The 24591-nt window shown below is 33.7% G+C and carries 30 protein-coding genes; 17 read left to right on the top strand and 13 right to left on the bottom strand.

The genetic code is table 11. The features are described 5' to 3' along the window. Nucleotides 1-10: 10 nt before the first annotated feature. The 7 genes from thiC to thiH all read left to right on the top strand — a co-directional run bounded on the left by thiC (nt 11) and on the right by thiH (nt 6448). Nucleotides 11-1870, top strand: coding sequence for a phosphomethylpyrimidine synthase ThiC (thiC, locus tag U0D62_RS05435; RefSeq protein WP_322194339.1), 1860 nt, complete (start codon nt 11-13; stop codon nt 1868-1870). Nucleotides 1871-1962: 92 nt separating this feature from the next. Beyond that, nucleotides 1963-2562: a thiamine phosphate synthase gene (locus tag U0D62_RS05430; RefSeq protein ID WP_322194338.1), complete on the top strand. Its 600-nt coding sequence runs from the start codon at nt 1963-1965 to the stop codon at nt 2560-2562. A gap of 32 nt (nt 2563-2594) precedes the next feature. Then, nucleotides 2595-3383: a hydroxymethylpyrimidine/phosphomethylpyrimidine kinase gene (locus tag U0D62_RS05425; RefSeq protein ID WP_322194337.1), complete on the top strand. Its 789-nt coding sequence runs from the start codon at nt 2595-2597 to the stop codon at nt 3381-3383. An 89-nt stretch (nt 3384-3472) separates the two neighbouring features. Then, complete coding sequence (thiE, locus tag U0D62_RS05420; RefSeq protein ID WP_322194336.1) at nt 3473-4114, top strand: thiamine phosphate synthase; 642 nt, start codon at nt 3473-3475, stop codon at nt 4112-4114. 11 nt (nt 4115-4125) lie between these two features. Further along, nucleotides 4126-4899, top strand: a complete 774-nt coding sequence (locus U0D62_RS05415; protein WP_322194335.1) for a thiazole synthase — start codon at nt 4126-4128, stop codon at nt 4897-4899. A gap of 50 nt (nt 4900-4949) precedes the next feature. Beyond that, nucleotides 4950-5300 carry a four helix bundle protein gene (locus tag U0D62_RS05410; RefSeq protein ID WP_322194334.1) on the top strand — a complete coding sequence of 117 codons (351 nt, stop codon included), beginning with the start codon at nt 4950-4952 and terminating at the stop codon, nt 5298-5300. Further along, on the top strand, nt 5300-6448 hold the full coding sequence (gene thiH, locus U0D62_RS05405; protein ID WP_322194333.1) for a 2-iminoacetate synthase ThiH: 1149 nt from the start codon (nt 5300-5302) through the stop codon (nt 6446-6448). The genes U0D62_RS05410 and thiH overlap by 1 nt, the downstream gene beginning before the upstream one ends. A gap of 2 nt (nt 6449-6450) precedes the next feature. Here the strand turns inward: thiH and U0D62_RS05400 are convergent, their stop codons facing one another. Beyond that, complete coding sequence (locus tag U0D62_RS05400; RefSeq protein ID WP_322194332.1) at nt 6451-7059, bottom strand: hypothetical protein; 609 nt, start codon at nt 7057-7059, stop codon at nt 6451-6453. Nucleotides 7060-7188: 129 nt separating this feature from the next. On the opposite strand from U0D62_RS05400, the gene moeB reads away from it, so the two are divergent. Then, nucleotides 7189-8250, top strand: a complete 1062-nt coding sequence (gene moeB / locus U0D62_RS05395) for a molybdopterin-synthase adenylyltransferase MoeB (RefSeq protein ID WP_322194331.1) — start codon at nt 7189-7191, stop codon at nt 8248-8250. Here moeB and U0D62_RS05390 read toward each other — a convergent pair. Next, complete coding sequence (locus U0D62_RS05390; protein WP_322194330.1) at nt 8247-8678, bottom strand: Rieske (2Fe-2S) protein; 432 nt, start codon at nt 8676-8678, stop codon at nt 8247-8249. The genes moeB and U0D62_RS05390 overlap by 4 nt on opposite strands. Nucleotides 8679-8810: 132 nt before the next feature. On the opposite strand from U0D62_RS05390, the gene greA reads away from it, so the two are divergent. The 3 genes from greA to U0D62_RS05375 all read left to right on the top strand — a co-directional run bounded on the left by greA (nt 8811) and on the right by U0D62_RS05375 (nt 10214). Next, the gene (gene greA, locus U0D62_RS05385) at nt 8811-9287 is read left to right on the top strand and encodes a transcription elongation factor GreA (RefSeq protein WP_322194329.1); all 477 of its coding nucleotides are present in this window, start codon (nt 8811-8813) and stop codon (nt 9285-9287) included. Between the two features lie 121 nt (nt 9288-9408). Then, on the top strand, nt 9409-9798 hold the full coding sequence (locus tag U0D62_RS05380; RefSeq protein ID WP_322194327.1) for an HIT family protein: 390 nt from the start codon (nt 9409-9411) through the stop codon (nt 9796-9798). Continuing rightward, entirely contained in the window at nt 9798-10214 is a 417-nt protein-coding gene (locus U0D62_RS05375) for an acyl-CoA thioesterase (RefSeq protein WP_322194326.1), read from the top strand. Before U0D62_RS05380 ends, U0D62_RS05375 begins: the two co-directional genes overlap by 1 nt. A 139-nt stretch (nt 10215-10353) precedes the next feature. Here U0D62_RS05375 and U0D62_RS05370 read toward each other — a convergent pair whose 3' ends face one another. Continuing rightward, nucleotides 10354-10716, bottom strand: coding sequence for a hypothetical protein (locus U0D62_RS05370; protein WP_322194325.1), 363 nt, complete (start codon nt 10714-10716; stop codon nt 10354-10356). Nucleotides 10717-10819: 103 nt separating this feature from the next. Beyond that, on the bottom strand, nt 10820-12007 hold the full coding sequence (locus U0D62_RS05365) for a sensor histidine kinase (protein WP_322194324.1): 1188 nt from the start codon (nt 12005-12007) through the stop codon (nt 10820-10822). 137 nt (nt 12008-12144) lie between these two features. On the opposite strand from U0D62_RS05365, the gene U0D62_RS05360 reads away from it, so the two are divergent. The 4 genes from U0D62_RS05360 (at nt 12145) to upp (ending at nt 15191) form a co-directional block, all read left to right on the top strand. Then, nucleotides 12145-13020, top strand: coding sequence for a flavin reductase family protein (locus U0D62_RS05360; RefSeq protein WP_322194322.1), 876 nt, complete (start codon nt 12145-12147; stop codon nt 13018-13020). 9 nt (nt 13021-13029) lie between these two features. Then, nucleotides 13030-13407 carry a DUF3127 domain-containing protein gene (locus U0D62_RS05355; protein ID WP_322194321.1) on the top strand — a complete coding sequence of 126 codons (378 nt, stop codon included), beginning with the start codon at nt 13030-13032 and terminating at the stop codon, nt 13405-13407. 223 nt (nt 13408-13630) lie between these two features. Continuing rightward, entirely contained in the window at nt 13631-14269 is a 639-nt protein-coding gene (aat, locus tag U0D62_RS05350) for a leucyl/phenylalanyl-tRNA--protein transferase (protein WP_322194320.1), read from the top strand. Between the two features lie 268 nt (nt 14270-14537). After that, on the top strand, nt 14538-15191 hold the full coding sequence (upp, locus tag U0D62_RS05345) for a uracil phosphoribosyltransferase (protein ID WP_322194319.1): 654 nt from the start codon (nt 14538-14540) through the stop codon (nt 15189-15191). Between the two features lie 81 nt (nt 15192-15272). Here the strand turns inward: upp and U0D62_RS05340 are convergent, their stop codons facing one another. Beyond that, on the bottom strand, nt 15273-16328 hold the full coding sequence (locus U0D62_RS05340) for a serine hydrolase domain-containing protein (RefSeq protein WP_322194318.1): 1056 nt from the start codon (nt 16326-16328) through the stop codon (nt 15273-15275). 289 nt (nt 16329-16617) lie between these two features. Between U0D62_RS05340 and U0D62_RS05335 the strand changes: the two genes are divergently transcribed. Next, nucleotides 16618-17553 carry a hypothetical protein gene (locus U0D62_RS05335; RefSeq protein ID WP_322194317.1) on the top strand — a complete coding sequence of 312 codons (936 nt, stop codon included), beginning with the start codon at nt 16618-16620 and terminating at the stop codon, nt 17551-17553. A gap of 160 nt (nt 17554-17713) precedes the next feature. Here U0D62_RS05335 and U0D62_RS05330 read toward each other — a convergent pair whose 3' ends face one another. Then, complete coding sequence (locus U0D62_RS05330; protein WP_322194316.1) at nt 17714-18277, bottom strand: DNA-3-methyladenine glycosylase I; 564 nt, start codon at nt 18275-18277, stop codon at nt 17714-17716. A gap of 121 nt (nt 18278-18398) precedes the next feature. Further along, on the bottom strand, nt 18399-19706 hold the full coding sequence (locus U0D62_RS05325) for a leucine-rich repeat domain-containing protein (RefSeq protein WP_322194315.1): 1308 nt from the start codon (nt 19704-19706) through the stop codon (nt 18399-18401). Between the two features lie 296 nt (nt 19707-20002). Between U0D62_RS05325 and U0D62_RS05320 the strand changes: the two genes are divergently transcribed. Beyond that, nucleotides 20003-20617, top strand: coding sequence for a thioredoxin family protein (locus tag U0D62_RS05320; RefSeq protein WP_322194313.1), 615 nt, complete (start codon nt 20003-20005; stop codon nt 20615-20617). 161 nt (nt 20618-20778) lie between these two features. On the opposite strand, the gene U0D62_RS05315 is transcribed toward U0D62_RS05320, so the two are convergent. From U0D62_RS05315 to lgt, 6 genes are all read right to left on the bottom strand, one after another. Next, on the bottom strand, nt 20779-21369 hold the full coding sequence (locus tag U0D62_RS05315) for an energy transducer TonB family protein (RefSeq protein WP_322194311.1): 591 nt from the start codon (nt 21367-21369) through the stop codon (nt 20779-20781). 117 nt (nt 21370-21486) lie between these two features. Continuing rightward, on the bottom strand, nt 21487-22194 hold the full coding sequence (gene truB / locus U0D62_RS05310; RefSeq protein ID WP_322194309.1) for a tRNA pseudouridine(55) synthase TruB: 708 nt from the start codon (nt 22192-22194) through the stop codon (nt 21487-21489). Between the two features lie 6 nt (nt 22195-22200). Next, entirely contained in the window at nt 22201-22995 is a 795-nt protein-coding gene (locus tag U0D62_RS05305) for an undecaprenyl-diphosphate phosphatase (RefSeq protein ID WP_322194307.1), read from the bottom strand. A 65-nt stretch (nt 22996-23060) separates the two neighbouring features. Continuing rightward, nucleotides 23061-23327: a DUF3098 domain-containing protein gene (locus tag U0D62_RS05300; protein WP_322194305.1), complete on the bottom strand. Its 267-nt coding sequence runs from the start codon at nt 23325-23327 to the stop codon at nt 23061-23063. Further along, nucleotides 23308-23715, bottom strand: a complete 408-nt coding sequence (locus U0D62_RS05295) for a hypothetical protein (protein WP_322194304.1) — start codon at nt 23713-23715, stop codon at nt 23308-23310. The genes U0D62_RS05300 and U0D62_RS05295 overlap by 20 nt, the downstream gene beginning before the upstream one ends. 2 nt (nt 23716-23717) lie before the next feature. Then, the gene (gene lgt, locus U0D62_RS05290) at nt 23718-24560 is read right to left on the bottom strand and encodes a prolipoprotein diacylglyceryl transferase (RefSeq protein WP_322194303.1); all 843 of its coding nucleotides are present in this window, start codon (nt 24558-24560) and stop codon (nt 23718-23720) included. Nucleotides 24561-24591: the final 31 nt, after the last annotated feature.

Here is a 24591-nt window from a genome sequence, read left to right as displayed (position 1 = left end):
CTCAATAATTATGAAGAAAAAAGATACAGCACCACAAGAAAAAGTAATTACTACCAAACCATTTCCTAATTCTAAAAAGATCTATGTTTCAGGAAATATCCACCCACAGATCAGTGTAGCAATGCGTGAGATAGCACTGGATGATACGGTAGATAGCTTTTCTGGGAAAAAGACTCCTAATCAACCAGTAACTGTTTATGATACTAGTGGCCCTTACACAGATCCGTCAAAAGAGATAAATGTACATAATGGGATAGAACCAATTCGTGAGCAATGGGTTAAAGATCGTGGTGATATAGAAGAGTTAGATAGTTTTACTTCTATGTATTGTAATGAACGATTAAACGATGAAAGTTTAGATCATCTAAGATTCAATCATATTCGCAAACCTAAAAGAGCAAAAGAAGGAAAGAATGTTTCGCAGATGTATTATGCAAAACAAGGAATTATCACTCCTGAGATGGAGTATGTAGCTATTCGCGAAAATCAGAAACTTCAAGAGGTTAAACGCCTTTCTAAACAACATCCAGGACAAGATTTTGGAGCGAGTATTCCTGATGTAATCACACCAGAGTTTGTAAGAGAAGAAGTAGCAAGAGGAAGAGCGGTGATACCTTCTAATATTAACCACCCAGAGAGTGAACCCATGATTTTGGGGCGTAACTTTTTAGTAAAAATAAATGCTAATATTGGTAACTCAGCTACTACCTCAAGTATAGAAGAAGAAGTAGAAAAAGCAGTTTGGGCATGTCGTTGGGGAGCAGATAATATTATGGATCTTTCTACAGGAAAGAATATTCATGAAACTCGCGAATGGATCATACGTAATTCGCCAGTACCAATTGGGACCGTACCTATTTATCAAGCATTAGAGAAAGTAGATGGGAAAGCCGAAGATCTTACCTGGGAGATTTTTAAAGATACATTGATCGAGCAGGCAGAACAAGGAGTAGATTATTTTACGATCCATGCAGGAGTAAGACTTGCATACGTACCTATGACTGCCAAACGAATTACAGGAATCGTTTCTCGTGGTGGGTCAATTATGGCAAAATGGTGTTTAGCGCATCATAAAGAAAGTTTCTTATACACACATTTTGAAGAAATATGTGAGATTATGAAAGCTTATGACGTAGCTTTTTCTCTTGGAGATGGATTACGTCCTGGTTGTATTGCAGATGCTAATGACGAAGCTCAGTTTGCCGAATTAGAAACACTTGGAGAATTAACAAAGATCGCCTGGAAACACGATGTGCAAACATTTATTGAAGGACCAGGACACGTGCCGATGCATATGATCAAAGCAAATATGGATAAGCAATTAGAAGCTTGTGGAGAAGCACCTTTTTATACATTAGGTCCTTTAACGACAGATATTGCGCCTGGATATGACCATATAACTTCAGGAATTGGAGCAGCTATGATTGGATGGTATGGTACTGCGATGTTATGCTATGTAACTCCAAAAGAACATTTGGGGTTGCCTAACAAAGAAGATGTACGAACAGGAGTAATTACATATAAACTAGCAGCACACGCTGCAGATTTAGCAAAAGGACATCCAGGAGCGCAGCATAGAGATGATGCTTTAAGTAAAGCTCGATTCGAATTCCGATGGGAGGATCAATTTAACCTTTCGTTAGATCCAGAACTAGCGAGAGAATATCATGATGAGACTTTACCAGCAGAAGGAGCAAAAATTGCACATTTCTGCAGTATGTGTGGTCCAAAATTCTGTTCGATGAAAATCTCTCAAGAAGTGCGAGATTATGCTGCAAAAAAAGAAATAGATGATCAAAAAGCATTAGAAGAAGGAATGCAGGAGAAAGCTGAAGAATTCAAAGAAAAAGGAAGCGAAGTATATTTATAAAATAGATAATCAGGTATCGGGTGTCAGTTATTGTGCCAACGCTCGATACCTAAGATCATACCTCTGATACCCCAAACTAAATACCGTAAAAAATGTTAATTGTGCTTACTTCAGAAAAACCATTGTCAAACGAAGCTGAACAGATCAATAATTTATTTGATGCAGGTTTAAAAATATTGCATTTGCGTAAACCAACATTTACAATAGATGGGTATCGTGCATTATTGGATCAAATTGATGCAAAATATCATAGCAGGATTATGATCCATCAGTTTCCAGAGCTAACAATGGATTATACATTAAGAGGGATTCATTTACAAGAACAAGCACGATTAGATCTCGAAGATGCTCTTAATGTGACTGTTCAGGTTTATAAGAATAAAGGATTTTCGGTAACGAGTTCCTTTCACTCTAAGTTAGCTATAGTAGCTTGTAATGCAGATTTTGAATATGTATTGTTAAGTCCGGTTTTTGGATCAATTTCTAAAGCAGGATATAAAGGTAAAGGATTTGATGTTACAGATTTGGATGAAGTAGTGATAGGAATGGGAGGTATTAATGAAAATACTTTACAAGCAACATTTGATCTGGGATTTAAAGGAGTTGGAGTTTTAGGAGGAATTTGGAATACAGATGATTCTTTAAAAAGCTTTAAAGTAATTTATGATAAACTAAAAACTATATGCCAGTAACCAGGAGCTAACTGCTAAAAGCTAACTTAAGAATGAAAAACCGTCCATATATATTAACTATCGCAGGTTTTGATCCGTCAAATGGAGCAGGACTTACCGCAGATATTAAAACAATTGAAGCGTTAAAGGGATATGGATTGTCGGTTTGTACTGCAAATACTGTTCAGAATGATGTTGAGTTTAAAGCTTGTCATTGGACGGCTGTTGAGGTGATAAAAAGTCAAATAGAGCTTTTATATGATCGATTTGATATAGGTGTTGTAAAAATTGGGATTGTTCAAGATTGGAAAATACTAAACGATATTATTGATGTTTTATTAAAAATTAACCCTGAAGTAAAGATTGTTTTAGACCCGATATTAAGATCAAGTTCAGATTTTGATTTTCACTCTCCTAATATCAATTCGAGTAATCCCGATAAAAACCAAAATTCTACCGAGATTCTATTTGATGAAATTCTTGAAAAAATTTACCTGGTAACCCCAAACTATCAAGAAATTGAAAAGTTATACAACGGCAAATCAATTGAAGAAACAATAGATCATATCAGTGCCAAAACTAATATGTTTCTAAAAGGAGGTCATAGAAAAGAAGATATTGGGAAAGATGAATTGTTTATTAAAAAAGGGAAGCGTTTTCTGCTAAACCCTAAAGGACAAAACATCTCAGAAAAACACGGTAGTGGATGTGTTATTTCTTCAGCTATTGCTACTAATATAGCATTGGGATTTCCATTGCTAAAAGCGTGTTTTAAAGCAAAAAGGTATACTGAAAAAGTATTAAGTTCTAATAAAACGTTGTTAGGATATCATAGAATATAGAAGTTATAAAGAAAGAAATGAGCTGGGAAATTGAAGTAAATAAATTATTAAATAGATACTGTAAAGGAATGCGTAATTACTAAAAGCTAATGATTAGAATTCAATATATATCACAAGGAAATACACCAGAAGATCATCTTTATAATATAGAGCAAGTCTGCAAGGCTGGAGGTCGTTGGATACAATTGCGTCTTAAAGATGTCGATATGGCCACATACTTAAATACGGCTTTAAAATGCAGAGAGATTTGTGATCAATACGATGCAATTATGATTATAAATGACAATGTTGGAGTGGCAAAAGCAGCTTTGGCAGATGGTGTGCATTTAGGGTTAGAAGATATGAATCCAATAGAAGCAAGAAAAGTTCTGGGAGAAAATTATATCATAGGCGGCACGGCGAATACCTTAGAAAATTGTATGCAACATATAGTAGATAAGGTAGATTATATAGGTCTTGGTCCTTTTAGGCATACAACTACTAAAAAGAAACTAAGCCCAATACTTGGAGCTCATGGATATCAAGAAATTCTTTCAGAAATAAGAAATCAAAACTCTGAAATCCCGATTGTAGCAATTGGAGGAATCAAAATAGAAGATATCGAAACATTAATACAATCCGGAGTATCAGGAATAGCCGTTTCAGGAATGTTGACAGATCAGAAAGACTTAGAACAAAAAATAGAAAATATTAGAATGCTGATAGCTCAACCGCTAAAAGCAAATAGCTAAAAGCTTAAAAAATGGATAAACTAAAAATTGCTGATAAAGAATTTTCATCAAGATTGTTTACAGGAACAGGAAAATTCAGCTCTTCTCAATTAATGAGAGATGCTTTATTAGCTTCAGAGAGTGAATTGATTACGGTGGCACTTAAGCGAGTAGATGTTAATAATGAGAATGATGACATATTAAACCATTTAAATCATTCAAGAATTAATCTATTACCTAACACCTCAGGTGTCCGAGATGCTAAAGAAGCTGTTTTTGCAGCACAATTAGCAAGAGAAGCTTTAGAAACCAATTGGGTAAAACTAGAAATTCATCCAGACCCTAAGTATTTATTACCAGATCCTATTGAAACCTTAAAAGCAGCAGAAGAACTGGTAAAACTTGGATTTGTAGTGATGCCTTATATTCATGCAGATCCAGTATTGTGCAAACGTCTTGAAGAAGTAGGAACACAATGTGTAATGCCATTGGGAGCGCCAATAGGAAGTAATAAAGGATTAAAAACGTTAGAGTTTTTAGAAATTATCATTGATCAAAGCAATGTTCCGGTTATTGTAGATGCCGGAATAGGAAGCCCATCTCATGCTGCTCATGCTATGGAAATTGGGGCAGATGCAGTTTTAGTCAATACCGCTATTGCAGTATCTCAACAACCTGTGGCAATGGCAGAAGCTTTTAAAATGGCTGTAGAAGCAGGAAGAATAGCTTTTAATGCAAGATTAGCTCCAGTAAAACAACACGCAGAAGCAAGTAGTCCATTAACGAGTTTTTTGACGGAAAGTTAAAAAAGGTTTCGGGTTTCGGGTTTCAGAAATCAATTGTAAAACATAGATAAATGAGGGATTTCAAAGAATTAAAAGTATGGGAAAAAAGCCATGAACTCTGTTTATTGATTTATGATATAACCAAACAATTTCCAAGTGAGGAAAAATTTGGAATTATATCACAAATAAGAAGAGCTTCTGCTTCAATTCCGACCAATATTTCTGAAGGTTGTGGACATGACTCAAATAAAGAATTTGCAAGATTTTTGAGAATTGCTTCAGCTTCAACCTCAGAAGTAGAATATCTTTTGATTTTATCAAAAGATTTGAATTATTTAAAAGAAACGCAAGCAATTGATTTATTGAATCAAGTAGTTATGATAAGAAAGATGTTGTTTAATTTGGTAAAAGCTATAATATAATGACTAGTACCCAATACCTGATACCAGATGCCCAAGAAAAATCCTTCAAAAATATATTCGATCAGTATAACTGGGATCAGACACTCTCAGACATTTTTTCTAAGACAGAATCTGATGTTATACGAGCTTTGAATGCTATAAAGCGAGATCTGGAAGATTTTAAAGCATTGATATCACCTGCTGCAAAACCATTCCTGGAGCAGATGGCACAAATGAGTAGCCAGACTACAAAAAAGCGATTTGGAAACACGATCCAGATGTATGCTCCTATGTATTTAAGCAATGAATGCCAGAATATCTGTACCTATTGTGGGTTTAGTATGACCAATAAAATTCCGCGTAGAACTTTAACTGATAAAGAAATCATAAAAGAAGTAGATTTCTTGAAATCCAAAGGATATGATCATATCCTTTTAGTTACGGGAGAAGCTAATAGAACCGTCGGAGTAGATTATATCAATAATGCGATACAGCTCATACAATCCAGATTTGCCAATATTACTATTGAAGTTCAGCCATTAGATCAACCAGATTATGAGTCGTTAATAGAGAATGGTTTATATGCTGTATTAGTATATCAAGAGACATATCATAAAGAAGAATATAAAAAACACCATCCAAAAGGACGAAAATCTAATTTTGAGTATCGCCTGGAAACTCCGGATCGATTGGGCCGTGCAGGAATTCATAAAATAGGATTAGGAGCACTTTTTGGGCTAGAAGATTGGCGAGTAGATAGTTTTTTTACAGCATTACATTTACAATACTTGCAAAAAACATATTGGAAAACAAAATACTCGATATCATTTCCAAGATTAAGACCGCATAGTGGAGGTTTAGAACCTAAGGTAGCTATGACAGATGCAGATTTAGTACAATTAATCTGTGCTTTTCGATTATTGGATGAAGATGTAGAGTTGTCCATGTCAACCAGAGAAAGTGAAGTATTTAGAGAGAATATTGTCAATTTAGGAATTACCTCAATCAGTGCTGAATCCAAAACAAATCCAGGAGGATATGTCGTCGAACCTCAATCACTCGAGCAATTTGAAATCTCAGACGAACGATCTACTGAAGATGTCGTTACGATGTTAAAATCAAAAGGTCTGGAAGTAGTATGGAAAGATTGGGCAAATAACTGGAAGTAATTTTAGTCCTCAAAAGAAGTACCGCTTGATGAACAAGTTTCTGGTCTGGAATACACTATTTCTTTTGTAACACCATCAAAACCGGTTCGCTCTACTTTCCAAAATTCATCAAATACTGATTTATAACAAATACTAACTTTTATTTTCCCGGCATTTTTACGAAGAATACGCATTAATTCTTTGTTTCCAGACCAATCAACAAATTGAATACTTTCGTTAGGGGATACTACTTTATTACTTACAGAAGAATAGGCATGTCCCGATTGAAGCACAGAATCAGGTATTTTTAATTCTGTATAAAGTTCATTCCAATTCTTAATATTCATATCATTATAAGAGATAGTAACATTTTGTATAATTGCAGGGCCTATCCCTTTGTTAACAACCGAAAGTGAAAACCTTTTATATTCGATTTCTTTGGGATTATTATACGAAAAAGATAAATCTAAATGAGGCCAAGAGTTTGCTTTTGTTTGTTTTAAGAGTATTTCGGTTTGCTCACTCATAATTGAAGCTTGACGCATATAAACAAAAAGAGCAGAAAAACTTGCAATAAGAACCCCCACAGCTATTAATAAGTTGGGATCTATCGATTTTTTAAATAATTTCATAAATGTTGTTAAGTAGTAAAAGAATCGAGTATTGATAATTAAGGTTTAAAAATAAAACAATAAAATTGTAAAACACAAACCGTTGATTATTTACTTAATTTTGTAATAAGAAAAGCCTGGTTGCCACATATGCTAAATACAGAAGAGAAAATACAATACAATCGTCACCTTATTCTTGATGAGATTGGTACAGAAGGACAAGAGAAATTAAAATTGGCAAAAGTTTTAGTAATAGGAGCAGGTGGTTTAGGCTGTCCTGTTTTACAATACCTTACAGCAGTGGGTGTTGGAACTATTGGCATAATTGATAATGATGTTGTGGACCAAACCAATCTTCAGAGGCAAATATTGTATACGATAGATGATGTCGGAATCTCTAAAGCTAAATCTGCAGCAAAACGTTTGTCAAAACTGAATCCTTTTGTGTTTTTTAAAGTATATGACGAAAAATTAGATTCAGAAAACGCATTAGATCTTTTTTTAGAATACGATATTATAGTCGATGGAAGCGATAACTTCCCAACTCGATATCTGGTTAACGATGCATGTGTATTAGCAGATAAACCGCTGGTTTTTGGATCTATATTTAAATTTCAAGGTCAGGTTTCAGTTTTTAACTATCAAAATGGCCCGACCTATCGTTGTTTGTTTCCTGATCCTCCTGAGCCTGGTGCAGTTCCTAATTGTTCCGATATCGGAGTTTTGGGTGTATTGCCAGGGATTATAGGAAGCCTTCAGGCAAATGAAGTAATTAAGATGATTACTGGTTTAGGAGAAGTCCTTAATGGTAAACTATTATATTTTGACACCTTAACCCTGCAACAACAGATAATAAGTTTCCATAAAAACGAAGATATAGAAATCGATACCTTAGAAAACGATTATGACTTTTTTTGTGGGATTGATTCAGAGGTTATAAATGAGATCTCGGTTTCTGAATTAAAAGAAAGCCTTGAGAACTATCAAATTTTAGATGTTAGAACACAATTAGAATTTGATAAATTTAATATTGGAGGGATGCATATACCATTAGATCAAGTTTCTAAGCGGGTTTCAGAAATTAGTTCAGAAAAACCTATTGTTGTCTGTTGTCAATCAGGTGTTCGCAGTAAAAAAGCAATACAAATAATTTCAGAACATAGAGATGATCTTGATTTAATGAATCTTACACAAGGATTGTCATTGTATTAATTAGAAATAAATAAGGTATTTCCTTGTTTTTGTACTCTATAGCTTTTTAATCCAAACTGACCTTCTCCTGCGGTTTGCTGTCCGGTAACTATATTGTAACTGTTACCATCATTACAGTTACAGGTTGAGATAATACCATCTACTGATTGTGATGAACAAGAACTTGGTGAGTGATTAGGATCACTCAATTCAAAGGCAGTAAATTGCTGATCATTTACATTATATAAAATAACTCCTCTAATTCCTCTCCCTGCCGTTGTTTCTACAAAATGCCCTCCTGGAAAATCAAGGTTATCGTATTCTGGTAAGTTGAGGTTGATTTCAAAATTAACCGCTACATTAGGTAAAAAAGAATTGTTAACACGATCATCACTGTCGCAAGATATAAGTGTAAGTAGAGAGAATATTAAAAATGCAAGCCTTTTCATAGAATCTTAAATATTATTGTATTTGGATGCCAAATTACGTAAAAATGTAATCCGGTTTATTTTTTTATTATCTTTGTTATGTTAAAGTCCCATCCCTATGGGATTTTTTGTATTTATATAAACGATGAAGTTATGAGCAAAGTATCTTATTACACTGCAGAAGGGTTAAAAAAGTTAAGAAACGAACTTGGCCAGCTTAAGGATATCGAACGACCAAAGGCTTCTCAAGCTATCGCTGAAGCTAGGGATAAAGGGGATTTAAGTGAAAATGCCGAGTATGATGCAGCCAAGGAAGCTCAGGGATTATTAGAAATGAGAATCTCTAAATTAGAAGAGACATTGGCTAATGCGCGACTGATTGATGAATCTCAATTAGATACGTCCAAAGTGTTAATTCATTCTACGGTAAAGATTAAAAATCAGACAAATGGGGCCCAAATGACATATAAATTAGTGGCTCAAAGTGAAGCTGATCTAAAAACCGGTAAAATATCAGTTGATTCTCCAATCGGAAAAGGGCTTTTAGGAAAAAGTGTTGGCGAGGTAGCAGAGATTCAGGTTCCTAATGGAATTATGAAGTTTGATGTGGTAGAAATCACTAGAGAGTAAAAAATAACCCATAAAATGATAAATAGCCTTTCTTCAATTTTGAAGAAAGGTTTTTTTATGGTTTCGACTTAACTATAAAAGAGCTATATTTCGAAAGAATAAACCGACTAAAATTTAATCAATGCCTACCCTTTTTACTAAAATCGCCAATGGCGAGATTCCGTCGTACAAAGTGGCGGAGGATGATAACTTCTTTGCTTTTTTGGATATTAATCCTAATGCTAAAGGGCATACACTTTGCATCCCCAAAAAAGAAGAAGATAAAATATTTGACCTTGATGAAGATACGTATGTAGAGCTGATGCGTTTTTCTCGTAAAGTAGCAAAAGCAATAGAAAAAACTGTGCCCTGTAAACGTGTGGGAATTGCTGTTGTAGGATTAGAAGTGCCTCATGTTCATGTGCATTTGATCCCGTTGAACGACATGAAAGAAATGACATTTCAACACAAAGTATCAATGGATGAAGATGAATTTAAAGCACTAGCTGCAAATATTCAATCTAATATGTAATGATGCAAGATTCAGAATTTAAATTATCCCTGAAACTTCGTATTGATTGGAGCGAAATGGATACCTATCAACACGTTAATAATGTAAATTTCATGAAATATATGCAGAGTGCACGTGTTCAGTTCTGGGAAGTAACAGGATTAGCAAAATTATATGCAGAGACCAAGAAAGGACCCATGCTGGTATCTACACATTGTGATTTTAAAAACCCGTTGTTTTTTCCAGGAAATGTAACCATAAAAACGAAACTTGAATTTATGAAAAACTCAAGTTTTGGGTTGTATCATAAATTATATAATGATGATGGGGTTTTATGTGCAGAAGGAAGAGATGTAGCTGTTTGCTTTGATTTTAATACTGATAAAACTTTTCCTATTACAGAAGAATTGAGACAAATTATGTCGCAATATCAATAGAAGTTATCTGTTGTATACTTAACTTAAAATCGTATAAAAAAGCATCTATTCTAGTGTTTTATCGTAATAAAGTGAAGATAAAATGTATCGAGAATAGTTTTTTGATCTAAAAAACAACTAACAACAAGAAGAAATACTTTTATGAAATCCCCAATAACTCTGGATGGTTGAGATATAAGTATCCTATTCCTATAAAAAGTATAATTAAAGCTATTAAAGAGTAAAATAACCCTGTAAAACGTATAGAAGACGACTTGGGAGTAATTGTCTTTTTATGATACTCGTACACTCGTTCTATATCCTTGGTCCATTGTCCGGGGAAGATTTGATTTTCGCATTTTGCACAATTCATACTTTCAATAATGGTTCCTTTGGTTTTGATCACAAGTTTAGAAGTAAGCCTTCTTTGCTTAAAAGATAGTTTTATACTTTCAGTAGAGTAGCATTCCGGGCAATTATTATTCAGTGTTGCTTCTTTTAGAATAATATATTCGGTTTTCACTTTATTGGGTTTGAGTTAGATCTTTTTCTAATTACCATCTGTAAATAAAAAAGATGCTTTATACGGTTTATCAGATATTAATAACGTATTTACTCAAATATTGTTATGTTGCAAGATCAGATTTGCGAAGTGTGATTTGAAATGTAGTGCCTTTACCAATTTCAGATTTAAGCACTCTTATTTTACCCATATGATACTCTTCAACTATTCTCTTAGATAATGATAATCCTAATCCCCATCCTCTACTTTTTGAGGTATATCCAGGTTCAAAGATTTTTGCAAACTTACTTTTCGGGATACCTTTACCAGTATCTTTAATCCTGATAAATACACGTTTTGTATCTTCTGTTAAATCTACATTAAGGTCGCCTTTACCACGCATGGCATCAATTGCATTTTTTACAAGATTCTCGATAGTCCAGCTATATAGTTGAGAGTTTAACGATACGTAGATCGGATCTTCTGGCAAATCAATAGAGAAATTGATAAGCTTTGAACTTCTGGACTGTAAATAGGTATAAGCACTTCTGGTTTCTGTAATAATATCTAGTTCTTCAAGTTTTGGGATCGAACCTATTTTAGAGAAACGTTCTGTGATTACTTTTAATCGTTCTATATCCTTTTCGATCTCTACAATGTACTCAGGGTTTACATGTTCTGCTTTCAAAATTTCATTCCACCCTACTAATGAAGATAAGGGGGTTCCTATCTGGTGCGCGGTTTCTTTTGCCATACCAGCCCATAGCTTATTTTGTTCACTGATTTTAGAGGTGGTAAAAAAGAAATAAATAACACCTATCAATAAGAAAATGATCAATACAATGGCAATTGGGTAATATTTTAATTTTTTCAGAATAGCCGAGTTTCCGAAGTTTAGATATTGAACGGTTCCTTTTAAATCTAATTCAATAGGTGGGTTTTCTGATTGTATTTTGTTAAGATAAGATTGTAATTCTTCTTCATCTTCTATAATGCTTTCGGGAAGATTTTTAAAATTACGAGTATCAATGTTTCCCAAAGAGTCTCTTATAAAACGATTTTCAGAATCAGTAATGATGATCGGGATTGTGCTGTTTGTCCCAAATATGAGTAAAGTTAAATCCAGGTAATCATCTGATTGCTCGCTGTCCAATGCTTTGTAGGATTGTGCCCAAACTTGCATCTTATCACTTTCGTCACTTTTGAGTTTTTGAAGGAATAAGGATGTGTTCCATAAAACGAGACCTGTTATTACTAAAACTGCTATTATAATAAAGTAACTAGGTAAATTACGCTCGTCAGAAAAATTCATACAAAATTCGTGTTAATCTAATCTTAAATATAACGGTTTAAAACTATTTTATTGCCTTTTATCGGTACACCAAAAACTAAATCGGGACCCTTTTAGACATAAAACTTTAGCTATCTTTGTTGAAGATATAAAGATATATGATTACAATTGATCCCACACAAGTTGCTATAGGAAAGTTACACGGTATGTTATTAGGTGCTATTGGTCCAAGACCTATTGCTTTTGCCAGTACCATTGATGCAGAAGGTAATCCTAACCTATCACCATTTAGTTTTTTTAACGTTTTTAGTGCCAATCCTCCTATTCTTATCTTCTCACCTGCTAGAAGAGTTAGAAATAATACGACAAAGCATACGCTCGAAAATGCTTTGGCGACCAAAGAGGTGGTGATTAATATTGTGAATTATGATATTGTACAGCAGATGTCATTATCCAGTACAGAATATCCTAAAGGGGTTAACGAATTTGAAAAATCGGGACTTACCATGTTGCCTTCAGAAAAAGTAAAGGCGTATCGCGTAGAAGAATCACCCGTACAATTTGAATGTAAGGTAAATGAAGTAGTTGCGCTGGGAGAAGAAGGCGGTGCGGGGAACTTGATTATTTGCAAGGTGCTTTTAATGCATGTAAAAGAAGAAGTACTGGATGCAGATGGTAGAATTGATCAGCATAAGATTGACCAAGTTGCCCGTATGGGTGGTAATTGGTATTCGCGAGCTAATTTGGGAATGTTTGAAGTGTCAAAACCACTAAGTACAATGGGGATTGGAGTAGATGCATTGCCAGAGAATATAAGAAACAGTACAATTTTTACTGGTAATGACTTAGGTAAATTAGGAAATACAGAAGAAATACCGACTGATAAAGAAGGAACTACGTTTGTTAATAACAATCGTGATATTATGCTTAAAATTCAGGACGCTAACCAGATAGAAATTCATAAATTTGCGAAACATTATCTGGATCAAGATGATATAGATACTGCCTGGAAAATTTTAGCAGCAAAAAAATAATACATTAAAATGGAAGTACAAGGTAAAGTAAAGATGGTCGGTGAGACACAAACCTTTGGAAACAATGGTTTTAGAAAACGTGAAATAGTAGTTACTACTGATGAGCAATATCCACAGCATATTATGGTAGAGTTTGTTCAGGATAAATGTGATTTATTGAACAATTTTCAAGTGGGTCAGGATGTAAAGATTAGCATTAACCTTAGAGGTCGTGAGTGGGTAAACCCACAAGGAGAGACAAAATATTTTAACTCTATCCAAGGATGGAGAATAGAAAATCTACAACAGGCAGCAGCACCTGCTGGAGCGCAGCCAATGCCTCCTGCTGATGCTTTTGAGCCAGCAACAGATTTATCAGAAGAAGACCATGATGATTTACCATTCTAGGTAGATTTTCTGATAGTTCAGAATTAAGATAAAAAGCAAAAAGTCCGATACATATGTATCGGACTTTTCATATTGTGGTTTTAGGTTAACCTTTTAATAAAACTCAAAAAAGCAATGATGAACAAAATTTATCTTAAAAGGTCTTAACAAATATTGCGATTTTTTTGGTTAATTCAAACAACTAATTGATATTTAACGTTGTAGAAACATTTACTATTTTGTTTTGTATATTCTCACAGATTCTATAGATTTTCCGCCCATATCCTATGCCAATGAAGACGGTCTGTTAGCTATAGGAGGAGATCTCTCTACAGATCGGTTATTAAAAGCATATCATAGCGGTATTTTTCCTTGGTATAATGAAGGACAACCCATCTTATGGTTTAGTCCAGACCCAAGGATGGTACTGTTTCCGTCAGAAATCAGAATCAGTAAAAATATGGGCAAGCTAATCCGTAAAAACTATTTTGAGGTTACTATTAATAAAGATTTTAAACAAGTCATAAAGAATTGTGCTGTGATAAAACGTCCGGATCAGGATGGTACCTGGATTACTAATGATATGCAAAATGCTTATCTCAAACTACACGAATTAGGATATGCGATATCTGTAGAGGTATGGAAAGATACCATTCTTGTAGGTGGGTTATACGGAGTTTGGCTTGAGGATAAAAAAGTGTTTTGTGGAGAGAGTATGTTTACAAAAGTAAGTAACGCTTCTAAATTTGGATTTATTAAACTGGTAGAATTTTTAAAAGAAAAAGACACAAAAGTAATCGATTGCCAGGTACATACAGATCATTTAGAAAGCTTGGGAGCCAGAGAAATTCCAAGAAATGAGTTTGTTAAGTTTTTAGAATAAGGCTTAGAATGATATTAATAAGATCATTGTACATTATGGAGGTTGCACAAAAAGCATCAATTCGAATGCCCTGAACTCGTTTCAGGATCTATCGAGAATAGCTTTTTTAACCCAAAATCCTATTCTCGATAAACTTCTTCCTTCGGTTGAAGCACTCGAATTGACGAATTTTGAATAAAAATATCATACACAACAAGTTTGATCCTATAAATATGACGTACCTTAGATAGGTTAAAAGATATGCCAAAACTCAAACCAATACACATACATGATCATTCATAATTTAGGAGAAGAAAACACGATATTAAATCAGTTTGTATTAGAACTTAGAGATGTACAGATACAAAAGGATACCATGCGTTTTAGAAGAAATATAGAGCGTGTTGGAGAGGTTCTGGGGTATGAATTGAGTAAAAAACTGGAGTATACAACCAAATTAGTACAAACCCCTTTAGGCACCAAAGAAATTTCGGTTCCAGAAGGTGAATTGGTATTATGCTCGATATTAAGAGCAGGATTGCCATTACATCAAGGACTGTTAAGTTACTTTGATCGAGCAGAAAATGCTTTTATTTCTGCATATAGAGATCATAAAGAAGATCAGGATGATTTTGATATTGTGGTCAACTACCTGGCTTCACCATCCTTGGATAATAAAACCTTGATCCTAGCAGATCCTATGCTGGCTACTGGCAAAACGTTGGAAAATACTTTTAAGGCACTTGCATCTCACGGAAAACCCAAACAAATCCATATAGTTTCTGTGATTGGTTCTGATGCTGGTGTTGCCTATGCTGATACCATATTTCCTGATAATACACATCTGTGGATTGCGGCAGTAGATAATAAACTAAATAGTAAAAGCTATATTATTCCTGGCCTTGGAGATGCTGGAGATCTGTCGTATGGAGGTAAATTGTAGATTTCTTTCTTCTTTTTAAATATAAAAAAATGAACAGTTAATTTTTGGTCACTCATATGCTGTGTTGTTAGCAATCGTTTTTTATCTCAAGGCTTGTTTATAAATCGTATTAATCAATTCTCGTATCAAATCAGAATTTTTTTGGTTTATCATTATAACAATTGCCCAATTAGTTTTCTTGTCGTAAGCAACAATTGAGGAACAGGAAAATGTGTCTCCTGCTTTATAAAAGAAAGTGTCATCTCCGTTTCGTTCTATTTCTTGTCCAAAACCTATCTCCATTTTGGTATTTTTATAAAACGTTTTTTCCGTAATTGCGGTTGCTTTTCCGATTTTTCCTTTATTCGATAAAAGGACCTTTAGTAATTTTGTCATATCCGATGTGTTGGACTTTAACAAACCTGCCGGTGCAAATAATGGATTCCAAACAAAATAATCTTGCTCAACTCCATTCATATCGTGTCCAATAACTTTATTTTTAACATTGAAATCTGTCGTCAAAGTATTTGTCATTTTTGAAGGAACGAGTATTTTTTCTTTTACCAATGTATCAAAACTCTTTGAGTAGATATTTTCTAATATAATACCCATTAAAACATAACTTATATTCGAGTATCTATAATTTCCATAATCTGATAATTCTGTACTATCGTTGATAATGGAATGAATGACCTCTTTGTTTATGTTCAATGGTTGTTTAGGATTCAATTCGATAAGTTTACCAAAATCAAAATCTGGCAGACCTGATTGATGTGAAGCTAAATCTGAAATTTTAAGTTTGTTTTTTATTTCTTCAGACAGTATGTATTCGTTCGGTAGGTAGTTGTCTATAAAGTCGTCAATTTTTAATTTTCCTTCATCTTGGGCTTGTACCATTAAATTAGCTGTAAGTAATTTTGTAATTGAACCGATTTCAAAAATTGTGTTTTCGTCAACTTTCATTTTACTTTTCTGACTTATTTTTCCATAATTGAAAAAATATTCTTTCTCGTTGTCTATAAAACCTATACTAATGGCGACGTCGGGATTTTTATTTTGGATTGCTTGACAAATTGAATCAACTTTTTTTGCTCGCGATTGTCCAAAAGAAAGTTGAACAGATATTAACAAAATTACTGTGCTAATGACGATTTTCATTTATTTATGTTTATCTATAAGTCTGGTAATGATTATTAATGTTACCGAAATGTTGTTTTAAATATTTGCTAACGGAAAAATAGTATCTACAAATTTAAATCCTTGTTTTTATATTCCTTTTTGTTTTCCGGGGAATTTTCCTTTACTTTAAAATAAAGTAAGTAGAAAATAACTGTGTGTTATATGCTTGTACATGATTAGATGAAGTATAGATGTATTTTTAATATATACATACTGTTACCTGTAAACCGAAAAGCATTTACCACTCGCTAAATATAAACCTAACTCTATGAAACATCCATTCCTAACTACTATTGCGTTATTACTATTTTCTTCGGCTTTATTGGCTCAAAATACATTGCCTTCTACTACTACAGGGTATATAAACTTTAATGTGGGGTCTTCAGAAATACAACCTCAAAAAGAATACAGTAGTCAAGGCGTAACCTTATTTGGGTGTAATACCATAATATCCAATAACAGCACTGAAAACTGGAGTGAGGCACCCAATGGTTTACAATGGAATACAAAAAACCAGGTGTTTGCAAACCTGCCGTATGGATATCAAATTGACAAAAAAACCAATGCACCCTATTACGTTTCTAAATATTACATTGCATCACCACCAGTGTTTCTTAGAAATAAAGAAGGAAAACCCACTCCAAATACCCAATATGACATAGGTATTGTAACGCCTGATGAGTTTGTGTTTAAGGGGGACAAACCTGTACAAAGCGTATATCTGGATTACGACATTTTAAAACTCGTGAAAATTAAATACATCCCTGTCGTTTTTGATGCTTCTTTTGATTTATGGAAGGTAGATGTTGTTCCTTTTAAAGTAGAATGTAAAGATTTTCCTTGGTTGGACAAAGAGGTATACAACGATGCTCAAGGTGCTTCAGGTATTGGATCATTAAACAGGAAAATACCTCCCTTAACAAGGTTGTTTTTGCCGTATTATGAGGATGAAGTAACGCCCAATCAAAGCAAGCAGTTTTTGGATTGCGAAGTAACGATCTTAAACGATATTCTTTTTCATCATGAGATATACTTTAAGGTAAATGGAGAAAAAAGGTATTCTATCAATCTTAAAGATTTTTACAATAAGCATAAAAACGATAAAAAGATGGAAATCACTTTGTATTGTGACTACCGTAACGAATTACCCTGTGGTTGTAAAGAACCCACATCAGAAAAACCATATAACAAAGATAAAGGATAAACACTTGTTTGATATAAGAAAATCACTTGTTTTCGATACATTTTGCTATCGCAAAAACACTTAAACTGACGAGATTTTCTTACACAAGTCAAGTCATCTTGAATTTGTAGGGAGGTCATTGCAAAAAACCACTCAATTTGACAACTCGCTAATCTCAGAACTATACCTCATTATATCTAAAACAATTCACCTCATGATCGTTAACCATACCTATAGCTTGCATAAAAGCATAGATCACGGTAGAACCTACAAATTTAAAGCCTCGTTTTTTTAGATCTTTGCTGATCGTATCAGAAATCTCGGTATTGGCAGGACAATCTTTATGATTGGACCAGGAATTCAGGATAGGCTTGCCTGCTACAAAACCCCAGATATATTCATCAAAACTCCCGAATTCTTCCTGGATCATCATAAAATTTTGAGCATTGACTATTGCAGCATTTACTTTTAACTTATTACGTATGATTCCGGCATCTTGTAAAAGTGCTTCCTTTTTTGCCTCATTATATTGAGCAATACGTTTATAGTCAAAATTGTCAAAAGCAACTCTAAAATTATCGCGCTTTCTCAAAATCGTAATCCAGCTTAACCCAGCCTGAAAAGTTTCTAGTACAAGAAATTCGAATAAGAGTTGTTCATCGTGTAGTGGAACACCCCATTCGTTATCGTGATAGGCTTCATAGAGAGGGTCGCCTAAGCACCAGCCGCATTTGTGTTTTTGCATAAATAAGATTGTATTTAAAATTTAAGGTCAATATAGAGTTACTTCTAGTTCTTATATAGTATTATCTATTAATATGCATTTGATATAAGAACAGGTATAAAATTAAGCTATTTTCAATACTCTAAAAACTGATCTTACAATTAGGTAGTAATAGTTTAATACGTTCTTTTTGAGTTTCAGGTAGATTACTGCCAAATATCCTAAGGAGTTTTAGGTTTTTTAAGTTTGCAATAGATGCCGGAATCTGAGTAAGTTTATTGCCATCCAGGTGTAATTCTTGCAGGCCTTTTAATTCGCTAACAGATGCGGGTAATTTTGATATTTTATTATAGGATAGCGAAAGCACTCTAAGCTTTTTTAATTTTTCTATAGAAGGAGGCAGTTCTGTAAGTCTATTGTTCCTTAAATGCAACTCTTCTAGGTTTTTAAGATACCCAACAGATTCTGGTAGTTTGGCAATTCTCTTATTGGTGAGGTATAGACTGTGTACTTTTTTTCGATTACGTAATGCTTTTTTTAGAGAATAATAACTGCTGTCAAAACTAATTCTGCAGTTGGGTAAAAGCTCCTTGCATTTTTCTTTTTCAGAATCAGATAATTTATTGCCAGACAGATCTAATCGTTGTAGTCCTTCTAGGTTTGTTATTTGCAATGGCAGTTTACTGATCTTATTATGGTTTAGAAATAATAGTTTTAAGCTATTAAGGTTGCTTAAGGATTTTGGCAATTGGTTAAGTTTATTTTCTTTGATGATTAACCATTCTAGTTTAGAGAGATTTCCAAATGATACTGGCAATTTCGTAATTTGATTATTGGATAAATCCAAGGCTTCCAGGTTTTTTAGATTGCCAAACGTTTCGGGTAGTTTGGTTAGCTGGTTTTGCTCTAATAAAAACTCTTGTAGGTGTGCCAGGTTTCCAAAATTGTCAGGTAACTCAGTCAATTGATTTTCTCTTAAATCTAATTTTCTTAAATCAGCTAAATTCTGAAATGACTCTGGTAACGTATTGATTTGATTTCCCTTTAAAATCAACCATCCTAATTTCTTAAGGTTTCCAAAGGATTCTGGTAATACCTCTATTTGGTTATCTGATAAGATAATCACCTCCAGATTTATCAGATTGCCTATGTTTTTTGGCAACTGGGTGAGTTTATTATTCTTTAGGTTTAAAGTTTGTAAGTTTTTGAGATTTTCAAAGGATTTTGGTAATGATGATATTTGATTTCCACTCGCATTAAAAACTTGTAGATTCTGTAATGTTCCGATCTCATCAGGGATTTCGGTTATATCAGTATTATCAATATTTAACTTATATACCAGTTCCGTATGGGTCAAAGCATCTTCTAGAGAAGTATATGTTTTGTCTTGCTGTGCAAAGACAAAAATGCGTGGGGTTAATAAGTATATAATAATGATAAATATTCTCAAATGCTCAAAGTTTAATCTGTCTATTCTTCTTAAAGATAATAGGTTTTTTTCTTTTTTTATTGATTTGCAGCTATATATAAATAAACTTTGGGTTGTTTGTTTTTATATGAGGTTGGCATTGCAAAGATTCGACATAAGTGATTACTGTACTACATCTATACCAGTGAAAGTAATTTCACCGTTTTCAGTGATGTTTTTAATATAAATTTTTTAAATACCTTAATAATATTTACTACTAGTGGAGATTGTAAGTTTTTGATATTAACTTCGTCCTATAGATAAATACCAGAAGAAATATGGAGACGACAACAACTACAATACATAAATTAATAGAAGAAGGAGTAAATAACTCTCAATCTTATCAAGAATATAAAGAAGAAGTTAAGACGCTACTAGCAGAAGGAAAATCTACCGGTCACGAGCAATCAGAAGCTTTAACTAATTATAGTATGCTTAATGATCGCAGAATGAAAAGACTGGATAAAACCATAAAAATAGATGAATCTGTTAAAGATGCGTTTACAAAAGCTACTACAGATGTAACCTGGTTAGTATTAACTGAAGGGTGGTGTGGTGATGCTGCCCAATCGTTACCGGTTATTAATAAACTAGCCGAGATGAATGAGGGTATTGATCTACGAATTATCTCCAGAGATGATAACGATGAACTGATGAGTAATTTTTTAACAAATGGAGGCAAGTCGATCCCTAAGTTGATTGTTTTTGATAATCAAAGTAAAGAGGTATTACATTCATGGGGACCAAGACCTTCTGTAGCCACGCAGATGGTACATGACTATAAAGCAGAGCACGGTAGTTTAAGCCCTCAGTTTAAAGAAGATCTGCAAATCTGGTATAATAAAGATAAAGGTAAGAACGTCGCAGAAGATATGCTTACCATGCTTAAATAGTAATTTGAATTAGGGGAAAATATAAGAAGACTAAAAATCGTCAATTAAAGTAATACTTTGTGGGAACGTTGTACGGTTTTTAGTCAGATTTCCCTTGTCAATAAATATAGAGTGTTGTTGTGAGATTACTAGATATGGCGGGATTTACAAAACCTGCATTACTAATTACTATAATTAAAGTAATACGTAATCGTTCCGTCTTGTTCTTTTACCTCAGATCTGGAGAATAAAGCCTTTTTTGCATAATCCATAGCATTATCAAAAAGACATTCATTTCTTGTTGTAGAACTTCTTTTATCCACTTTGGCATCAACAACATAGCCATTATTATTTACTTCAATTTTAACGACTACTTTTCCACTTCCATTACAGGTATATACAGGATTAGGTATTTTACCAACCAGTTTTCGTCCTTTTAGACTCCAGCTTGAAGAACTATATTTGTTATTGGTTTCTTTTGCTTCTTCTTTAGGTTCTTCCTTTTTGGGTTCGTCTATAGCAACCTCTTCATTAGGAGACTCTTCTACCGGTTCTATTTCTTGTTCTGCCTCGGTTAAGGATTTAATGCGTTCTTCAAACTCATCTGGGTCTTCAAAATCTTCATTAAAGGCATCGTGCGTTCTTTTTGAAGCAATAAGTTGTCTATCTTCTTCGGGTTGTGGAGGCTCTTCTTCTTGTTTTGTTAATTCTTCAATAAGTTCTTCAGGAATTTCCATCAATATTTCAGATTGTTCCTTTTGCTTGTTAATCATGTTGATGTTATAGAGGCTAAGTACAAAAATACCCATCAGCATAGAGGTGATTATCAAGGCTTTATGTTTTTCTATAAATTCCATAGATATCTATAACTACTTTTGTTCAACAATATTTTATACCGTTTCAATTTTTGAGTGCAACTGTTTCTCAAAAACTTCTGGTGTAATAGCTTCTTCAACTTTAAATGCTCCAATTTTGGTTCTTCTTAAAGCGGTTAAATGCGCTCCACTATCTAATACTTTACCAAAATCATGAGCTAATGATCTGATATAAGTTCCTTTACTACATACCACTCTAAAATCAACTTCAGGCATTTCTATTCTGGTGATTTCAAAGGTCGAAATTTCTATTGTCCGAGGATCTACTTTAACCTCTTCTCCTTCTCGTGCATATTCATACAATCGTTTTCCATCTTTTTTTAAGGCAGAAAACACAGGAGGATACTGTTCTATTTTCCCTATAAAACTTGCGGTAGCTTCTTTGATCATATCTTCAGAGATATGCTCAATAGAGAAGGTTTGATCTATCTCTGTCTCAAGATCGTAAGAAGGTGTCGTGCCTCCTAAGGTAATGGTACCTGTATATTCTTTGATCTGTCCTTGAAACTCCTGTATGCGTTTGGTAAATTTCCCAGTGCAAATGACCAATAGTCCCGATGCAAGCGGATCTAAAGTACCTGCATGCCCAACTTTTATTTTTTTTATACCGAAATTTTTACGGATTAGCCAACGTAGTTTGTTTACAACCTGGAACGAAGTCCATTGCAACGGTTTGTCGATCAAAAGGATTTGACCATCTTTAAAATCTTGTTCGGTTAACATACGGGGCTATTTAATCAAACCAAAACCTATGGCAAGTAGGCCTACTAGTATACAATATACGGCGAAATAAGTTAATTTGCTCTTTTTTACTAAAGAAATCATCCACGTACAGGCAAAAAGACCTGAAATAAAAGCAGCAAAAAAACCAAGAGCAATAGGAATGCTATTTTCTGAAGAGAAATTAAGATCTCCGCTTAAAAGATCTTTTGCAATTTTACCAAAAATCAAAGGGATCACCATTAAGAAAGAAAAACGAGCAGCCTTAGTTTTATCATTACCTAATAAAACTGAAGTTGAGATCGTAGCACCACTACGCGAAATCCCTGGTAACATAGCGATGGCTTGAGCAATACCAATTACAAATGCATTTGAAGTGCTTACAGGTTTTAAAGTATTTATTGCTTTATCTGCAAACCATAATAAAGCTGCTGTAATAATAAGCATACACCCTACAAAAAGAATACTACCTCCAAAAAGTTGCTCTAATTGTTCTTCAAAAAACAGACCTACTAATACGGCAGGAATCATTGAAATAATGATTTTTAAAGAGAATAAGGTTTCTTCGTTTTTTTTGAATTGTAATAACCCTTTAAGAATTATGAGAATATCTTTTCTAAAAACTACAATGGTACTAAGAGCAGTAGCAAAATGTAGAACTACAGTAAAAAGCAGAGACTCTTCTGGCACACTTTTATCACCTAAAATAGCTTTACCAATCTCTAAGTGTCCACTTGAAGAAACTGGCAAGAATTCTGTAAGTCCTTGCACAACTCCTAATATAATTGCATCAATGATTTCCATGTAGAAGTATAGGTTTTCTTAAAATTCGATGCAAATATATAATTACCGAAAGATAAATTACAGAATTACTGTTTTTTCTTCTTATCAGGATCTAATAAGATGGCATATGCCTCAATACCAAAACCTATCAAAACTATAGTAGGAGCTAAACGAATCCTTCTGAAATTATATATATCAGGATTAAAAACATTAGGATCGTCACTTCCTCCACCTGCCATAAGAATAAACCCAAATGCAATAACGGCTATACCTATTGCCATCATTGTATAGTTCTTTTTACCAAAAACAAAATCAGGTTTGTGCTGTATATTTTTATCGGATTGTTTGCTCATGAATATCGTTATTTATTTCGTTATAAATGACCTTATCGTCAATCATTAATTTTGAGATGTGTCCCATTACACCATCTCGTGTAAATAGAGTCCATCTATTAATAGGGTACAAAGTAACAGTTTTATTCAGAATATCATTACGTAATTGTTCTAAAGTTAAGTTATATTCTAAACCGCGGTTAATGTAGTAGTAATGATCATCGTTTTCTAATGTAATTACAATATCAAAACTGGAACCCTCTTGGATATCAACAACTTTACCTTTGATTTCCATAACTTCATCGGGTTGAACGTTTCGAATGGGTTTAAAAGTTTGTACCACTACCCACATAAATGCGATAAAGAGTACAAAAACAACAGAAAACCATACTTTTCCTATTTTACCCATACCTATATAGTTCTAAATTTAAAATTCTTTCTATTTATCAATAATAAGGCAGCACCAGCTAATATAAAAGGAATACTCAATAGCTGCCCCATATTTAGTGCCATACTATCCTCAAAAGCAACCTGATTCTCTTTTAAAAACTCTATAATTAAACGTGCAGAAAACATTAGAATCAGGAATAGTCCAAAAATAAACCCGTTTTGCACGCTCGACGATTTCTTTTTATTCAAATACCATAAGATAACAAAAACAGCTAAAAATGAGAAAGCTTCATACAATTGAGTAGGATGACGGGGGATCATATCATCTCTCATAAATATTACCCCATAATCTCCATCAGTTGGTTTTCCATAGATTTCAGAATTCATAAAATTACCAAAACGAATAAAAGCACATCCTATAGGGATCCCAATACTAATCTTATCCATAATCCATAGAAACGAAGTTTTCGTTTTTTTGATATACAGGATAATGGCAATTAAGATTCCGATAGCACCTCCATGACTTGCTAAACCAGCATATCCTGTAAAGTGCCAATTGCCGTCAATAACCTGAAAGGGTAAAAGAATCTCTAATGGATGTTTGGAAAAATATGCGAAATCATAGAATAAACAATGTCCAACTCTTGCTCCAACAAAAATTCCGATAAAAAGATAGGTTGAGAGTTTTTCAAGATCCTCAACAGGAATATTTTCGGATTTATAAACTCGTTTCACAACTTCATAACTCAATAACAGACCTGTAACAAAAAGAATCCCGTAGTACTTGATAGGAAAAGTGCCAAAAAGTATAAAGATTTCAGGATCAATATCCCATCTCAGTGCACTTAAAAAAATACTTTTCATTTATTTATTTTTTGTTGTTTTGGGGATTTGA

Source organism: Aquimarina callyspongiae (assembly GCF_034322225.1).
In the GTDB taxonomy this organism is placed as follows: Bacteria; Bacteroidota; Bacteroidia; order Flavobacteriales; family Flavobacteriaceae; genus Aquimarina.
Note: the sequence above shows the minus strand (reverse complement) of the source record. Positions and strands in the feature narration are given on the sequence as shown.

Excerpts from the sequence above, each read along its gene's own strand:
- U0D62_RS05330 (WP_322194316.1), bottom strand. The coding sequence starts at position 18,277 with ATGCAAAAACACAAATGCGGCTGGTGCTTAGGCGACCCTCTCTATGAA.
- U0D62_RS05320 (WP_322194313.1), top strand. The coding sequence starts at position 20,003 with ATGGAGACGACAACAACTACAATACATAAATTAATAGAAGAAGGAGTA.
- U0D62_RS05380 (WP_322194327.1), top strand. The coding sequence starts at position 9,409 with ATGCCTACCCTTTTTACTAAAATCGCCAATGGCGAGATTCCGTCGTAC.
- U0D62_RS05355 (WP_322194321.1), top strand. The coding sequence starts at position 13,030 with ATGGAAGTACAAGGTAAAGTAAAGATGGTCGGTGAGACACAAACCTTT.
- U0D62_RS05425 (WP_322194337.1), top strand. The coding sequence starts at position 2,595 with ATGAAAAACCGTCCATATATATTAACTATCGCAGGTTTTGATCCGTCA.
- U0D62_RS05415 (WP_322194335.1), top strand. The coding sequence starts at position 4,126 with ATGGATAAACTAAAAATTGCTGATAAAGAATTTTCATCAAGATTGTTT.
- U0D62_RS05365 (WP_322194324.1), bottom strand. The coding sequence starts at position 12,007 with ATGAATTTTTCTGACGAGCGTAATTTACCTAGTTACTTTATTATAATA.
- U0D62_RS05400 (WP_322194332.1), bottom strand. The coding sequence starts at position 7,059 with ATGAAATTATTTAAAAAATCGATAGATCCCAACTTATTAATAGCTGTG.
- U0D62_RS05430 (WP_322194338.1), top strand. The coding sequence starts at position 1,963 with ATGTTAATTGTGCTTACTTCAGAAAAACCATTGTCAAACGAAGCTGAA.
- upp (WP_322194319.1), top strand. The coding sequence starts at position 14,538 with ATGATCATTCATAATTTAGGAGAAGAAAACACGATATTAAATCAGTTT.
- U0D62_RS05315 (WP_322194311.1), bottom strand. The coding sequence starts at position 21,369 with ATGATTAACAAGCAAAAGGAACAATCTGAAATATTGATGGAAATTCCT.
- lgt (WP_322194303.1), bottom strand. The coding sequence starts at position 24,560 with ATGAAAAGTATTTTTTTAAGTGCACTGAGATGGGATATTGATCCTGAA.
- U0D62_RS05375 (WP_322194326.1), top strand. The coding sequence starts at position 9,798 with ATGATGCAAGATTCAGAATTTAAATTATCCCTGAAACTTCGTATTGAT.
- U0D62_RS05300 (WP_322194305.1), bottom strand. The coding sequence starts at position 23,327 with ATGAGCAAACAATCCGATAAAAATATACAGCACAAACCTGATTTTGTT.
- thiH (WP_322194333.1), top strand. The coding sequence starts at position 5,300 with ATGACTAGTACCCAATACCTGATACCAGATGCCCAAGAAAAATCCTTC.
- thiE (WP_322194336.1), top strand. The coding sequence starts at position 3,473 with ATGATTAGAATTCAATATATATCACAAGGAAATACACCAGAAGATCAT.
- greA (WP_322194329.1), top strand. The coding sequence starts at position 8,811 with ATGAGCAAAGTATCTTATTACACTGCAGAAGGGTTAAAAAAGTTAAGA.
- thiC (WP_322194339.1), top strand. The coding sequence starts at position 11 with ATGAAGAAAAAAGATACAGCACCACAAGAAAAAGTAATTACTACCAAA.
- moeB (WP_322194331.1), top strand. The coding sequence starts at position 7,189 with ATGCTAAATACAGAAGAGAAAATACAATACAATCGTCACCTTATTCTT.
- U0D62_RS05340 (WP_322194318.1), bottom strand. The coding sequence starts at position 16,328 with ATGAAAATCGTCATTAGCACAGTAATTTTGTTAATATCTGTTCAACTT.
- U0D62_RS05390 (WP_322194330.1), bottom strand. The coding sequence starts at position 8,678 with ATGAAAAGGCTTGCATTTTTAATATTCTCTCTACTTACACTTATATCT.
- U0D62_RS05295 (WP_322194304.1), bottom strand. The coding sequence starts at position 23,715 with ATGGGTAAAATAGGAAAAGTATGGTTTTCTGTTGTTTTTGTACTCTTT.
- U0D62_RS05360 (WP_322194322.1), top strand. The coding sequence starts at position 12,145 with ATGATTACAATTGATCCCACACAAGTTGCTATAGGAAAGTTACACGGT.
- U0D62_RS05410 (WP_322194334.1), top strand. The coding sequence starts at position 4,950 with ATGAGGGATTTCAAAGAATTAAAAGTATGGGAAAAAAGCCATGAACTC.
- U0D62_RS05305 (WP_322194307.1), bottom strand. The coding sequence starts at position 22,995 with ATGGAAATCATTGATGCAATTATATTAGGAGTTGTGCAAGGACTTACA.
- U0D62_RS05335 (WP_322194317.1), top strand. The coding sequence starts at position 16,618 with ATGAAACATCCATTCCTAACTACTATTGCGTTATTACTATTTTCTTCG.
- truB (WP_322194309.1), bottom strand. The coding sequence starts at position 22,194 with ATGTTAACCGAACAAGATTTTAAAGATGGTCAAATCCTTTTGATCGAC.